The sequence below is a fragment of the Streptomyces sp. DH-12 genome, from assembly GCF_002899455.1.
GTDB lineage: Bacteria > Actinomycetota > Actinomycetes > Streptomycetales > Streptomycetaceae > Streptomyces.
In genome coordinates, this window is sequence record NZ_PPFB01000001.1 from 2,455,935 (window position 1) to 2,469,713 (window position 13,779).

10 protein-coding genes and 1 pseudogene are annotated in these 13,779 nt (G+C 72.9%); 2 read left to right on the plus strand and 9 right to left on the minus strand.

Annotation, left to right across the window (positions count from 1 at the left end; all coding sequences use genetic code 11):
- From ilvN to C1708_RS09815, 4 genes are all read right to left on the minus strand, one after another.
- On the minus strand, window positions 1-525 hold the full coding sequence (ilvN, locus tag C1708_RS09800) for an acetolactate synthase small subunit (protein ID WP_019524397.1): 525 nt from the start codon (window positions 523-525) through the stop codon (window positions 1-3).
- Between the two features lie 21 nt (window positions 526-546).
- Window positions 547-2,391, minus strand: a complete 1,845-nt coding sequence (locus tag C1708_RS09805) for an acetolactate synthase large subunit (protein ID WP_198602443.1) — start codon at window positions 2,389-2,391, stop codon at window positions 547-549.
- Between the two features lie 231 nt (window positions 2,392-2,622).
- Window positions 2,623-5,652: an EAL domain-containing protein gene (locus tag C1708_RS09810; protein ID WP_198602444.1), complete on the minus strand. Its 3,030-nt coding sequence runs from the start codon at window positions 5,650-5,652 to the stop codon at window positions 2,623-2,625.
- Window positions 5,653-6,052: 400 nt separating this feature from the next.
- The gene (locus C1708_RS09815) at window positions 6,053-7,003 is read right to left on the minus strand and encodes a 2-hydroxyacid dehydrogenase (protein ID WP_198602445.1); all 951 of its coding nucleotides are present in this window, start codon (window positions 7,001-7,003) and stop codon (window positions 6,053-6,055) included.
- A 75-nt stretch (window positions 7,004-7,078) separates the two neighbouring features.
- Here C1708_RS09815 and C1708_RS09820 point away from each other — a divergent pair, with 75 nt between their 5' ends.
- Both C1708_RS09820 and C1708_RS09825 read left to right on the plus strand, forming a co-directional pair.
- Entirely contained in the window at window positions 7,079-8,077 is a 999-nt protein-coding gene (locus tag C1708_RS09820) for an aldo/keto reductase (protein WP_106412297.1), read from the plus strand.
- A gap of 156 nt (window positions 8,078-8,233) precedes the next feature.
- The gene (locus C1708_RS09825; RefSeq protein WP_241911212.1) at window positions 8,234-9,394 is read left to right on the plus strand and encodes a PQQ-dependent sugar dehydrogenase; all 1,161 of its coding nucleotides are present in this window, start codon (window positions 8,234-8,236) and stop codon (window positions 9,392-9,394) included.
- Window positions 9,395-9,401: 7 nt separating this feature from the next.
- On the opposite strand, the gene C1708_RS09830 is transcribed toward C1708_RS09825, so the two are convergent.
- The 5 genes and pseudogenes from C1708_RS09830 to C1708_RS09850 all read right to left on the minus strand — a co-directional run bounded on the left by C1708_RS09830 (window position 9,402) and on the right by C1708_RS09850 (window position 13,690).
- On the minus strand, window positions 9,402-9,620 hold the full coding sequence (locus tag C1708_RS09830) for a DUF6191 domain-containing protein (RefSeq protein WP_106412299.1): 219 nt from the start codon (window positions 9,618-9,620) through the stop codon (window positions 9,402-9,404).
- 82 nt (window positions 9,621-9,702) lie between these two features.
- Window positions 9,703-9,906, minus strand: a pseudogene (locus tag C1708_RS09835) (helix-turn-helix domain-containing protein); the annotation flags it as partial.
- A 243-nt stretch (window positions 9,907-10,149) separates the two neighbouring features.
- Complete coding sequence (locus C1708_RS34385) at window positions 10,150-10,326, minus strand: hypothetical protein (protein WP_198602446.1); 177 nt, start codon at window positions 10,324-10,326, stop codon at window positions 10,150-10,152.
- Between the two features lie 570 nt (window positions 10,327-10,896).
- Window positions 10,897-11,466 (minus strand): GNAT family N-acetyltransferase, encoded by a 570-nt coding sequence (locus C1708_RS09845; RefSeq protein WP_106412300.1) that lies wholly within the window; start codon window positions 11,464-11,466, stop codon window positions 10,897-10,899.
- A complete protein-coding gene (locus C1708_RS09850; protein WP_106412301.1) occupies window positions 11,444-13,690 on the minus strand; it encodes an MMPL family transporter in 2,247 nt (748 codons plus the stop codon). The genes C1708_RS09845 and C1708_RS09850 overlap by 23 nt, the downstream gene beginning before the upstream one ends.
- Window positions 13,691-13,779: the final 89 nt, after the last annotated feature.

The window sequence follows — 13,779 nt, forward strand, 5'->3', positions numbered from 1 at the left end:
TTACGCCGACCGGTCCAGGGCGCGCAGCGACCGGTCCGTGATCGAACGGGCACCGCGTCCGATCGCGATGGTGCCGGACTGGACCAGCTCCTTGATGCCGAACGGCTCCAGCATCCGGAGCATGGCGGACAGCTTGTCGCTGCTCCCGGTGGCCTCGATGGTCACGGCCTCCGGGGAGACGTCCACGGTCTTGGCGCGGAACAGCTGGACGATCTCGACGATCTGGGAGCGCGTCTCGTTGTCGGCGCGCACCTTCACCAGGACGAGTTCGCGCTGGACGGCCTGCCCGGGTTCGAGCTCGACGATCTTCAGCACGTTGACGAGCTTGTTGAGCTGCTTGGTGACCTGCTCCAGCGGGAACTCGTCGACGCTCACCACGATGGTGATGCGGGAGATGTCGGGGTGCTCGGTGACGCCGACGGCGAGCGAGTCGATGTTGAAGCCGCGGCGGGAGAACAGGGCGGCGATCCGGGCCAGGATGCCGGGGGTGTTCTCCACCAGGACGGAGAGCGTGTGCTTGGACATGATCTCTTCGGTCTCTCTCGCTCAGTCGTCGTCGTTGTCGCCGAAGTCGGGGCGCACGTCCCGGGCGGCCATGATCTCGTCGTTGGAGGTGCCGGCGGCGACCATCGGCCAGACCATCGCGTCCTCGTGGACGATGAAGTCCACGACGACCGGGCGGTCGTTGATCGAGTTCGCCTCCTCGATGACCTTGTCGAGGTCCGCGGGGTCCTCGCAGCGGATCGCGTAGCAGCCCATGGCCTCCGACAGCTTCACGAAGTCGGGGACGCGGGTGCCCCTCGCCTCCGGGTTGACGTCGTCGGGACCGGAGTGCAGGACCGTGTTGGAGTACCGCTGGTTGTAGAACAGGGTCTGCCACTGGCGGACCATCCCGAGGGCGCCGTTGTTGATGACGGCCACCTTGATCGGGATGTTGTTCAGGGCGCAGGTGGTGAGCTCCTGGTTGGTCATCTGGAAGCAGCCGTCGCCGTCGATCGCCCAGACGGTGCGGTCGGGCGCGCCGGCCTTGGCGCCCATGGCGGCCGGGACCGCGTAGCCCATCGTCCCGGCGCCGCCGGAGTTCAGCCAGGAGGCGGGCTTGTCGTACTGGATGAAGTGCGCGGCCCACATCTGGTGCTGGCCGACGCCGGCGGCGAAGACCGTGCCCTCCGGCGCGAGCTGCCCGATGCGCTCGATGACCTGCTGCGGGGAGAGCGAGCCGTCCGCGGGCTGGTCGTAGCCCAGCGGGTAGGTGTCGCGCCAGCGGTTGAGGTCGTTCCACCAGGCGCTGTAGTCGCCGCGGTGCCCCTCGGCGTGCTCCTTCTGGACGGCCTGGACGAGGTCGGCGAGGACCTCGCGGGCGTCGCCGACGATCGGCACGTCGGCGGCGCGGTTCTTGCCGATCTCCGCCGGGTCGATGTCGGCGTGGACGATCCTGGCGTACGGGGCGAAGCTGTCCAGCCTGCCGGTGACGCGGTCGTCGAAACGGGCTCCGAGGGCGACGATCAGGTCGGCCTTCTGCAGCGCGGTGACGGCGGTGACCGCACCGTGCATGCCCGGCATTCCCACGTGCAGCGGGTGGCTGTCGGGGAACGCGCCGAGCGCCATCAGGGTGGTGGTGACGGGCGCTCCGGTGAGCTCGGCGAGGACCTTCAGCTCGGCGGTGGCACGGGCCTTGACGACCCCGCCGCCGACGTAGAGGACCGGTCGCTTCGCGGTGGTGATGAGCTTGGCGGCCTCGCGGATCTGCTTGGCGTGCGGCTTGGTGACGGGCCGGTAGCCGGGCAGGTCCATGACGGGCGGCCAGGAGAAGGTGGTCTTCGCCTGGAGGGCGTCCTTGGCGATGTCGACCAGCACCGGGCCGGGGCGGCCGGTGGAGGCGATGTGGAACGCCTGGGCGATGACGCGCGGGATGTCCTCGGCCTGGGTGACCAGGAAGTTGTGCTTGGTGATCGGCATGGTGATGCCGACGATGTCCGCCTCCTGGAAGGCGTCCGTGCCGATCGCCTTGGAGGCGACCTGGCCGGTGATCGCCACCAGCGGGACGGAGTCCATGTGCGCGTCGGCGATGGGCGTGACCAGGTTGGTGGCGCCGGGACCGGAGGTCGCCATGCAGACGCCCACCTTGCCGGTGGCCTGCGCGTACCCCGTGGCCGCGTGACCCGCGCCCTGCTCGTGCCGGACCAGGACGTGGCGCACCCGCGTGGAGTCCATCAGCGGGTCGTACGCCGGGAGGATCGCGCCGCCGGGAATGCCGAACACGGTGTCGGCGCCGACCTCCTCGAGAGAGCGGACGAGGGACTGCGCGCCCGTGACGTGCTCGACGGACTGCTGTCCTCCGGAACGGGGCCGCGGCTGCGGGTGAGGGGCCCCGGTGGCCTGCTCGGTCATCGGCATTCTCTTCTCGATGCTGAGGGTTTTTGCGAAGTTCGTGCGGGTTACGCGTGCTGCTCGACAAGTGCCTGTGCAACAAAAAACCCCTCGTGCCGTCAGGCAAGCGAGGGGAGCGCGCCGGGTGGTGGGTCGCTGAGCGATCGTCGCTCAGCGTCAGCCGACGCGCTGTCCAAGTACGAGAATTCGGGTGCGCATGGCACTGACCCTCCCCCCGGCGCACACTCACTGTCAAGTGGGTGGGACGGGCGTCTCATGATGTGAGCGGAGCGTCGTAGCGCTCTTGAGCACCGCCGTCACCCCCGTGGAGTACACCGGCGCACCGCCCCCGCCCGCCAGCACCGGCTCGGCCGGGCCGTGCGGCACCGGGTAGTGCCCGGCGGCCAGCGCCCGGCGCAGCCGGTACTCGTCGAGCGGCCCGGAGAAGGCGAGGCCCTGCCCGTGGGTGCAGCCCATCGCGCGCAGCGCCTCGGCCTGCTCGGGCAGGTCCACGCCGTCGGCCACGGTCTGCAGACCGAGGTCGGAGGCGATCCGCAGCAGCCCGTGCGTGATCTTGTACAGGCGCGCGGACTCCGCCACCTCGTCGACCAGGCCGCGGTCGAGCTTCAGCATGTCGACCGGGAGTCGCCTGAGGGCCGTGATCGCCGCGCGTCCGCTGCCGAAGCCGTCGAGGGCGATCCGTACGCCGAGCCGCTTGAGCACGGCGAGCCGGCGCTCCAGCTCGTCGAGGGAGACTCGGGGGTCGGTGTCGGCCAGCTCCACGATCAGCGAGCCGGACGGCAGCCCGTGCCGCGTGAGCAGCGCCTCGACCGAGCCGAGGGGCAGCGAGCGGTCCAGCAGCCGGCGCGCGCTCAGCCGCACGGTCACCGGCACGGGCAGGCCCGTCGCGTGCCGCTCGGCGGCCTGCTCGACGGCCTCCTCCAGCACCCAGCGGCCCAGCTCGGCGGTCTTCTCGCTGTCCTCGGCGACGCGCAGGAACTCCGCGGGCGTGAACAGCACGCCCTGGGAGGAGCGCCAGCGCGCCTGGGCGCACACCGACGTGATCCGGCCGTCCGCCAGGCACACCACGGGCTGGTGCAGCAGGGCGAACTCGCCGTGGTGCAGCGCCGCCCGCAGCCGCGTGGCCAGCTCCGCCCTGCGGACGACGTCCTGCTGCATGTGCGGCTGGTACAGCTCGACCCGGCCCTTGCCGGCCGCCTTCGCCCGGTACATCGCGAGGTCGGCGTTGCGCAGCAGCTCGCCCGCGTCGATCCCCGGTTCGGCGAAGGCGACTCCGATGGAGGCGGCGACGCGGACATCGTTGCCGCCGATGAGGTAGGGCTGGGAGAGCGTGACCCTGAGGCGGTCGGCCAGTTCGAGGATGTGCCGTTCGCGCGCGTCCCGGTCGCGGACGCCGTCGCCGACGATGAGGGCCGCGAACTCGTCACCGCCGAGCCGGGACGCGGTGTCGCCCTTGCGGACGGCGTCCTGGAGTCTGCGGGCGGCCTGCACCAGCAGGTCGTCCCCGGCCTGGTGGCCGATGGTGTCGTTGACGCCCTTGAAGCCGTCCAGGTCGATGAAGAGCACCGCCGTGCCGCGCAGGGCCGCGCCCCGGTCCGAGGCGCGGCGGCCGGAGAGGGCCTGCTGCACGCGCCGGGTGAACAGGGCGCGGTTGGGCAGGTCGGTCAGCGGGTCGTGCTCCGCGTTGTGCTGGAGCTGGGCCTGGAGGCGGACCCGCTCGGTGACGTCCCGGCTGTTGAAGATGAGGCCGCCGTGGTGCCGGTTGACGGTCGACTCCACGTTGAGCCAGGCTTCCTCGCTCCCTGCCCCGCCCGGGCGGGAGGCGCTCCCGCCGCCGGAGCGGAACCGGCACTCGATGCGCAGGGTGGGCTCTTCCACCGGGTCGGCGGCGAGGAACCTGCGTACCTCGTGCACCACGCGGCCCAGGTCCTCCGGGTGGATCAGGGAGGCCAGTTCGGTGCCGACCAGGTCCTCCGCCGGGCGGCCGTACACCCCGGCGGCGGCCGGGGAGACGTACCGCAGGACGCCGCTGGGCGCGGCGATCATGATGACGTCGCTCGACCCCTGCACCAGGGAGCGGAAGTGGTTCTCCGCCTGGGCCAGTTCCTGGGTGAGGGTGATGTTGTCGAGGAGCATGATGCCCTGGCGCACGACGAGCGCGAGCACCACGGTGCCCCCGGTGATCAGCACGACCCGGTCGACGCTGCGGCCGTTGAGGACGTTGTAGAGGATCCCCAGGGTGCACACGGCCGCGGCGAGGTACGGGGTGAGCGCGGCGAGCGATCCGGCGACGGGCCGGGAGAGCTGGTACCGGGTCGGGCCCCCGGCGGACGGCGGCGCGTGCTGGTGATCCGGGGCGCGGCGCCGCCCGGGGAGGTGCTCGCGGACCACGCGTGTGGGCGTCTCCCGCTCGGGCCCGCCGCGGCGGGGTGCGGTCCAGGGGGCGTAGGCCAGCAGCAGCGACCCGGCGAACCAGCCCGCGTCGAGCAGCTGCCCGGAGCGGTAGCCGGCGTTCAGCAGCGGGGAGGTGAACAGGGCGTCGCACATCACGGTGAGCGCGAGCGCCCCGATCGCCGTGTTCACCGCCGAGCGGTTGACCGACGAGCGCCGGAAGTGGAGCGCCAGCACCATGCTGACCAGGACGATGTCGAGCAGCGGGTACGCCAGGGACAGCGCCGTGTGCGCGACGCCCGGTCCCTCGGCCTGGGCGGCCTGGGCGAGGGCGAGGCTCCACGCCAGGGTCAGCAGCGAGCCGCCGATCAGCCAGGCGTCGAGGCCGAGGCACACCCATCCGGCCTTGGTCACGGGCCGTTTGGCGAGCACCAGCAGCCCGACGATGGCGGGCGGCGCGAAGCAGAGGAAGAACAGGTCGGCGTAACTGGGGTTCGGCACCTCGCGGTCCAGCACCACCTCGTACCAGCCCCAGACCAGGTTGCCCAGGGACGCCATGGCCGAGGAGAGCCCGAACAGCAGCCAGGCGGGCCGGTACCGGGTGCGGCGGCTGCGGGCGTAGACCACGCAGGACACGGCGGCGGCCGCGGCGGCGGCGCTCAGTCCGAAGTCCCCCATGATCAGAGCGAGTCGCTCCGACCCCCAGCCGAACGCGGCGCCGACGGCGTAGGCGCCGCAGACCAGGGCGAGCGCCAGCCGGAGGGCGGGTCCGGGGCGGCGGCCGGCGGCCTGCGCGCCGGGCAGCGGGGTCCGCGGGGCGGACTCGGGACGCAGCGTTCCGTCGACGGTGGGGGTCGGCGGCGCGCTCACCGGCCCCTCCCGGTCCGCGTCACCGCCGCGCCCCAGGGGCCCCGGAGCACCTGGGTCCGGGTCCGCCGGCCGGTCTGCCGGGGACGGTGGTGAGGGCCGGCGCCGTCGGTCCGGTCGCCGTGCCGGATGTGCTGACCGTGTCTGTGCGTGTCCGTGCGCCGGTGTCGCCGCCGACGCATCCGCCGCGTCGGATCGCTGGTCCCTCGACCGTGCATCGCCCGTCGCCCCCCTCACAGTCCGCCTGTCGCTCCCCCGCGCCGTTGGTCGACGGCGCAGCCCCTGTCGGGACGATACACCAGTATCGTCACTCAGGGACATAGCTCCTCTACGCTCCGTGACGATCAACGAACCGCCGAGTACCCACCGCTCCCGGGGGGTCGCGGACGGTACTCGAAGCGGACTACACGTCTTCCCTTCCCGTCACCAGAATCACGTTCCCGAGCTCCTCCCGGTTCATGTACCGGCGCAACTGGTCGCGCAGCAGCCGCTTCGCGCGCGGCAGGAAGGCGGACGTGGGTCCGCCGACGTGCGGGGTGATCAGGACGCCCGGCGCCCGCCACAACGGGTGGTCCACGGGAAGGGGTTCGGGGTCGGTGACGTCGAGGGCCGCGGTGATGCGCCCGCTCTCCACCTCGGTGAGCAGGGCCTTGGTGTCGACGACCGCCCCGCGGGCGACGTTCACCAGCAGGGCGCCGTCCTTCATGCGGGCCAGGAACCCGGCGTCCACGAGATGCCGGGTGCTCTCGGTCAGCGGGGTGGACAGGACGACGACGTCCGCCTCCGGGAGCAGGGAGGGAAGTGCGGTGAGCGGATGCACCGGCCCGCGCTCCGTTGTGCGCGCGGAGCGCGCGACGCGCGCCACCCGCGCGAGCTCGAACGGGGCGAGCCGGTCCTCGATGGCCGCGCCGATCGAGCCGTACCCGACGATGAGCACCGTCCGGTCGGCGAGCGCCGGCCGGAAGCCGCCCCGCCACTCCCCCCGGTCCTGGGCGCGCACGAAGTCGGGGACGCCCCGCAGGGAGGCGAGGATCAGGGTGAGCGTGAGCTCCGCGGTGCTGGCCTCGTGCACCCCGCGCGCGTTGCACAGCCGCACGCCCGAAGGCAGGTCCTTCAGGCCGGGCTGCACGTGGTCGATGCCGGCCGACAGGGTCTGCACCACGCGCACGGACCGCATCCGGGGCAGCGGACGCAGGCACACCTCGGCGGCCTTCATGTACGGCACGACGTAGAAGTCGCAGGCCTCAGGGTCGGCCGGGTACGTCTCGCCGCCGTCCCAGAAGTGGTAGCGCGGCCCCTCGGGGAGTCCGTCGATCTCGTCCGGGGGGATGGGAAGCCACACGTCAGGAGTCATGCCCCGGAGGCTAGTTCAGGACGCCGGGGCGGCAGAGGTTAGGTTGGGGGGCCGGAGAGGGAGGGTCACGAGCAGGTGGAGCGCAGGACGATCGGCGCGGCGGCGCTCTCGGTGGGCGCGGTGGGCCTCGGGTGCATGCCGATGAGCTGGGCCTACAGCACGTCCAGGCAGCGCGGCGAGGAGTCGCTGAGGGCGGTGCACCGGGCGCTGGACACGGGCTCGGACCTTCTCGACACCGCCGACATGTACGGCCCGTTCACCAACGAGCTGCTGCTCGGGCGGGTGTTGAAGGAGCGGCGTGCCGACGCCTTCGTGTCGACGAAGGTCGGACTGCTGGTGGGGGACCAGCACATCGTGGCCAACGGCCGCCCCGGGTACGTCAGGCGGGCCTGCGACGCGTCGCTGCGGCGGCTGCAGACCGATGTGATCGACCTCTACCAGCTGCACCGCGCCGACCCTGAGGTCCCGGTCGAGGAGACCTGGGGCGCCATGGCGGATCTGGTGCGGGCGGGCAAGGTGCGGGCGCTGGGCCTGTGCGCGGTCGGGGCGCGCTCGTCGCGGCGACCGGGGGCGCGGCTGCACGACGCGACGATCCGGCAGCTGGAGCGCGTGCAGCAGGTGTTCCCGGTGAGCGCGGTGCAGGCGGAGCTGTCGGTGTGGTCGCCGGAGGCGCTGGAGACGCTGCTGCCGTGGTGCGAGGCGCGGGGTGTGGGCTTCCTGGCGGCGATGCCGCTGGGCAACGGCTTCCTGACCGGCACGCTGACGCCCGGCCAGGGGTTCGAGGCGGACGACCTGCGCGCCCGGCATCCGCGGTTCACGGCCGAGATGATGGCCGCGAACCAGCCGATCGTGGTGGGGCTGCGCCGGGTCGCGCGCCGGCACGGGGAGCACGTCACCCCGGCGCAGGTCGCCCTGGCCTGGGTGCTGAGCCGGGGCCGCCAGGTGATCCCGGTGCCGGGCGCCAAGCAGGAGCGGTGGGTGACGGAGAACGCGGCGGCGGCGGACCTGCGGCTGACGGACGAGGATCTCGCGGAGATCGCGAGCCTGCCGCCGGCGCAGGGGTCGTGGGACTGAGGTCCCCGCCCGGGACGCGGGGCGGCCGGCCCTGACGGCGGCGGGCGGTCCGGCCCGGCCCGGCCCTCGGCGAGGTTCGGGCCCGGCGAAGCGGGAACCTGTGAGGCGCGAGCGGTGTATGACAGACAGAACCCGCCGCGTCGAAGGGACGAGATCGTGCAACGACGAGCCGTGACGGCCGTGCTGGCCGCCGCCGCGCTCCTGCTGACCGCAGGCTGCTCCTCCGACGACGGAGCGCCGCCGGAGAAGGACGCCGCCGCCTCCTCGCCCTCGGCCGCGGCCCCGTCCTCGCCCTCCGGGAAGGCCGAGCGGACCCCGCCCGCGAAGGGCTCGGTGACGGTGGTCCGGACGGTGGCGACGGGGCTGGACAGTCCCTGGGGTCTGGCCCCGGTCGGGGACGGCGACCTCCTGGTGTCCTCCCGCGACGAGGGCACGATCACCCGGATCGACGGGACGACGGGGAGGAAGACCGAGCTGGGCGAGGTGCCCGGGGTCGCGGCCGAGGGCGAGGGCGGCCTGCTGGGCATCGCCCTCTCCCCCGACTTCGCCTCGGACCACATGATCTACGCCTACGTCACCTCGGCCTCCGACAACCGCATCGTGCGGATGCTCTACAACGAGCGGAAGCCGGCCGGCGAGCAGCTCGGGGCGCCCGACACGGTGTTCCGGGGCATCCCCAAGGGCGTGATCCACAACGGCGGGCGGATCGCCTTCGGCCCGGACCGCATGCTCTACGCGGGCACGGGCGAGAGCGGCGACACGGGGCTCTCCCAGGACAGGGAGTCCCTCGGCGGCAAGATCCTGCGGATGACCCCGGACGGCGACCCGGCCCCGGGCAACCCGTTCCCCGACTCCCCCGTGTACTCGTACGGCCACCGCAACGTGCAGGGCCTGGCCTGGGACCGCGAACAGCGGCTGTTCGCCTCGGAGTTCGGCCAGAACACCTGGGACGAGCTGAACGCCGTCGCGCCGGGCGACAACTACGGCTGGCCGGAGGCCGAGGGCCACGCGGACGAGGGCGGCTTCCACAACCCGATCGCCCAGTGGAGCACCGACGAGGCGTCCCCCAGCGGCATCGCGTACGCCGGGGGCTCCGTGTGGATGGCGGGCCTGCGCGGCGAGCGGCTGTGGCGCATACCGCTCAAGGGGACGGAGGCCTCCGCGGACCCGCAGGCGTTCCTGGAGGGCGAGTACGGCCGGCTGCGCACCGTGGTCGCGGCGGGCGGCGACCGGCTGTGGCTGGTGACCAGCAACACGGACGGCCGGGGCGCCCCGGAGAAGGACGACGACCGCGTCCTGGAGCTGCGGGTCCGCTAGCCGGTGCTCAGTCCCCCGCGGGGGCGTCCGGGGCGTCCCCGGTGTCGTCCGTTTCCTCGTCGGCCGGGGCCGCCCGGCGGACGGTGACCTTTCCGGACGCGAGGTCTATCGGCCCGCGTCCGGGGTCGGCGTCGCCGACGTCCTCCCGGGACAGTTCCAGGCGTTTCTGCTCGTCATGGGTGTGTTTGCGCCCGGGGGAGAACAGTTCCTCGAAGGCGTTGAACATCGTTCCCCTTTCCCAGGGCCGCGGGTGCCGGACCGCTTGTGTCCTGGATCGATTGTCGCGCGGTGGCGGGATGCGGGGTTCCGTCGGGGAACAGCCCCAGCCGGTGGGCCACCGCCGCCGCCTCGCCGCGCCCGGAGACACCCAGCTTGGCGAGGATGTTCGACACGTGGACGCCGGCCGTCTCCGGCGAGATGAACAGCGCCTCGGCGATCCGGCGGTTGGTGTGCCCGGCTGCCACCAGGCGCAGCACGTCCCGCTCCCTGCTGGTCAGGCCCAGTGCCTCGGCCCGGTCGAACGCGTCGTCCAGAACGGCGGGTTCGGCGGTGCGGCCGACGGACACGGGGCTGACGGACTTGGTCTCCACGCCCCCGAGCATCGCACGCGCGTCCGACGACGGCGCAGCGGTTCTCCTTTCCCGGCGTGCCGGCACGCCACCGCCTCCTCCGTGTCCCGTGTGCCCCCACCGGCTGTCCGGACCCGACGACGGGGCGGCGGCCGCTTCCGTGCGGCCACCGCCCCGGTGCGGTGCTCATGCGGTCCGGGCCGACCGGGACCGCCGCCAGGTATGGCTCTCGGCGGCGCCGCGTGCGCCGGACACGTGGCGGGCGGCGCGGCGGGCCCGCAGCGCCTCGCGGACCCGGCGCTCCTCCGCGGCCCGGCGGACCGGGTCGTCGTGGCGAAGCCGGTGCAGCTCGTGCTCGGACATGGCGGGTTCCCCTCGGATCGGGTGCCGGTATCGCTTTCTGCGATGCCTCCACCTTCGTCTCCGAGGCGGGCGGGTCACATCGGGAGAGTTCCGTGTCTTCGCGGGCGGTGATGCCTCAGAAGTCGTGCGCGGTGGGCGGCAAGCCGCTGAGACGGCGCCTAAGACCCCCCTCAGGCGGCCGAGGGCGGTCCCGGCGGCACGCCCGTGTACGTGAGCACCGCCGGCAGCGGTCCGATCACCCCGGGGGTGACGCCGCCCCGGGCGACGGATGTGATCCACCAGGGTTTCGCGTGCGGCGGCCGCCGTGCCCGGCCGGCTGCGGGTGAGGGAGACCGTGCCGAGCGCCGCAAGGACGACGGCGGCCGCGCCCTGTCCGACCCCCTGCGGGGGCCCGGCCGCGGTCGGCGCGCTTCTTCGCGGCGGCTTCCCGCCCCTGCTCCGCCGTCCGCTCGTCGGGCTCCGCGAGGGTCGCGCGGTCACGGTTCCGGTTTCGCCCTCTGGTTTCTCAGCCGTGTCCCGCTGTCTTCTCAGCCGTGTTCCGCACCGTACGGAGTCCGTCCGGGATTCCGTTCAACGCCCGTCGGGCTGCTGGTCACGGGCGCGCCACTCGGGGGCCAGGACGGACCAGACCTCCAGGTCGTGCCGTACGCCGTGGTGCAGGTGGGCCTCGCGGCGGACGCCGTCGCGGGTCATGCCGAGCCGGCGGGCGACGGCGATGCTGCTGGTGTTGCCGGACGCGGCGACCCATTCGACGCGGTGGATCCCGCGCTCCTCGACGGCCCAGTCGATCAGCACGCGCATGGCGCGGGTGACGAGTCCGCGTCCGGTGGCGGCGGGCTCCAGCCAGCAGCCGACCTCGCAGGTGCCGGCCGCCGCGTCGAGGTTCAGGGTGAGGACCCCGCCGACGAGCTTGCCGTCGAGCCACAGCCCGTGCAGCGAGGCCGTGTCGGCGGCGCGCAGGTCGGCGTACCGCTGGAGCGCCTCACGCGCCGTGTCCAGGTCGGTGGCGCGGGAGCCGAAGGGGACGTACCGGTTGATGAACTCACGGCCCCGGTCGAGATGGGCGAGGAATTCCTCGGCGTGCCAGATCTCCAGGGGGCGCATCTCGGCGCCGTCGTCACCCAGTCGTATCGCGTACATCCCGCTGCCGCTCCTCCTTCGCCAGCACGTCCGCCACCTCGGCGTCCGTGACGGCGGCCAGCCTCTCATGGCCGGGACGGCGGTCGGGCGGCTCGATGCTGATCCGGGGCAGGATCCGGTCCAGCCACGTCGGCAGCCACCAGTTGGCGCCGCCGAGGAGGTGCATCAGCGCGGGCACGAGCAGCGTGCGCAGCACGAAGGCGTCGAGGGCGACGGCCGCGGCGAGGGCGATGCCGAACATGGCGATCACGCGGTCGCCGCTGAGCACGAAGGCGAGGAAGACCGAGATCATGATCACGGCGGCGGAGTTGATCACACGGCTGGTCTCGGCGAGGCCGACGCGGACGGCCCGCCGGTTGTCGCCGGTCTCCAGCCACTCCTCGTACATCCGGCTCACCAGGAAGACCTGGTAGTCCATGGACAGACCGAAGAGCACCGACACCATGATCACGGGCAGGAAGGGCTCGATGGGACCGGCGCTGCCGAGACCGAGCAGGTCGCTCCCCCAGCCCCACTGGAAGATCATGACGACCACGCCGAACGCGCCGGCGACCGCGGCCACGTTCATCGCGGCGGCCTTGAGCGGGATGCCGATGGAGCGGAAGGCGAGGAGCAGCAGCAGACAGCCGAGGCCGATCACGACGCCGACGAACAGGGGGAGCTTGTCGACGATGACGGAGGCGAAGTCGTCGTAGCCGGCCGTCACGCCTCCGACGTGCACGTCGAGCGACGTGCCCGACTCGGCGCGGGGCAGCACGTCCTCGCGCAGCCGGTCCACCAGGTCGCTGGTCTGCTCCGACTGCGGGGACGAGTCCGGTACGACGGTGAGGAAGGCGGTGTCGCCGCCCTGGCTGTACGTCACCGGCGACGCGGAGACGACGCCCTCGGTGGTGCGCAGGGTGGCGCCCAGGTTGTCCAGGGCGAGCCGGTCCTGGGCGTCGTCGACCTCGGTGACCAGGGTGAGCGGCCCGTTCACGCCCGGCCCGAAGCCGTCGGCGAGAAGGTCGTAGGCCTGGCGGGTGGTGGAGGTCTTCGGGTCGTTGCCCTGGTCGGAGGTGCCCAGGTGGAGCGAGAAGGTGGGCAGGGCCAGGACGGCCATGACGACGACGGCGACCGCGCCGAGCAGCTTGGGGTGACGCTCCACGAACGCCGACCAGCGGGCGGCGAACCCGGTGGGCACCTCCGGCTCCGGCCCGTGCTCGGCGAGCCGGCGCCGCTCCCGGCGGCTCAGCGCCCGCATGCCGATCAGGGACAGCAGGGCGGGCAGCAGGGTGACGGAGGCGGCGACGGTGAGCAGCACGGTGAGCGAGGCGGCCACGGCGACGCCGTTGAGGAAGTTCAGGCGGAGGATCAGCATGCCCAGCAGGGCGATGCAGACGGTCGCACCCGCGAACACGACCGCCCGCCCGGTGGTGGCGACGGCGTTGGTGGCGGCCTCGGTGACGCTCAGGCCGCGCTTCAGTCCGCGCCGGTGCCGGGTGACGATGAACAGCGCGTAGTCGATGCCCACGCCGAGCCCGATCAGCAGGCCGAGCATCGGCGCGAAGTCCGCGACGGTCATCACGTGGCCGAGCAGCACGATGCCCGCGTAGGCGGTGCCGACGCTCACCAGCGCGGTGGCGATGGGCAGCAGGGAGGCGGCGAGGGAGCCGAAGGCGAGGAACAGCACGACGGCGGCGACGGCCACGCCGACGATCTCGGCGGTGTGCCCGCCGGGCGCCTCGCTCAGCTCGACGGCGCTGCCGCCCAGCTCGACGTCGAGCCCGTCGGTCTCCGCGGCCTTCGCCGTCTCGACCACGGCCTCGGCCTCACCGGTGCTGATGTCCGCGCCGGAGTGCTGGAAGGTCACGGTGGCGTAGGCGGTGCGGCCGTCGGCGCTGATGCGTCCGGCGCCCCCGTCGTCGTACGGGCCGCTGACGGAGGCGACGCCGGGCAGGTCCTCGAGCCGGTCGAGGGTGCGGGTCATGGTCTGCTCGACGCCGCTGTCCCGGACGGTGCCGGACGACGTGTGCCAGACCACGGTGTCGCTGTCGCCCCCCATGCCGGGGAAGCCGTCCTTCAGCAGCTCGGTGGCGCGCCCCGACTCGGTGCCGGGCACGTCGTAGTCGTTCGAGTAGGCGGAGCCGGCGACGAAGGCGCTCGCCGCGATCCCGGCGAGCGCGAGCAGCCACAGCAGAACGGTGAAGAGACGGCGTTGGACGCACCAACGTGCTAGGGCTGCCACAGACGTGCTCCCGGTGACGGCTCGGAGTGGATCTTTGACCGGGTACCGCCGACGAACGATCGAACAGCCCGCAAAGAACGCATGAGCAA

Coding starts and splice junctions, on each gene's coding strand:
- ilvN (WP_019524397.1), bottom strand. CDS start 525: ATGTCCAAGCACACGCTCTCCGTCCTGGTGGAGAACACCCCCGGCATC.
- C1708_RS09805 (WP_198602443.1), bottom strand. CDS start 2,391: ATGACCGAGCAGGCCACCGGGGCCCCTCACCCGCAGCCGCGGCCCCGT.
- C1708_RS09815 (WP_198602445.1), bottom strand. CDS start 7,003: ATGACTCCTGACGTGTGGCTTCCCATCCCCCCGGACGAGATCGACGGA.
- C1708_RS09830 (WP_106412299.1), bottom strand. CDS start 9,620: ATGTTCAACGCCTTCGAGGAACTGTTCTCCCCCGGGCGCAAACACACC.
- C1708_RS34385 (WP_198602446.1), bottom strand. CDS start 10,326: ATGTCCGAGCACGAGCTGCACCGGCTTCGCCACGACGACCCGGTCCGC.
- C1708_RS09845 (WP_106412300.1), bottom strand. CDS start 11,466: ATGTACGCGATACGACTGGGTGACGACGGCGCCGAGATGCGCCCCCTG.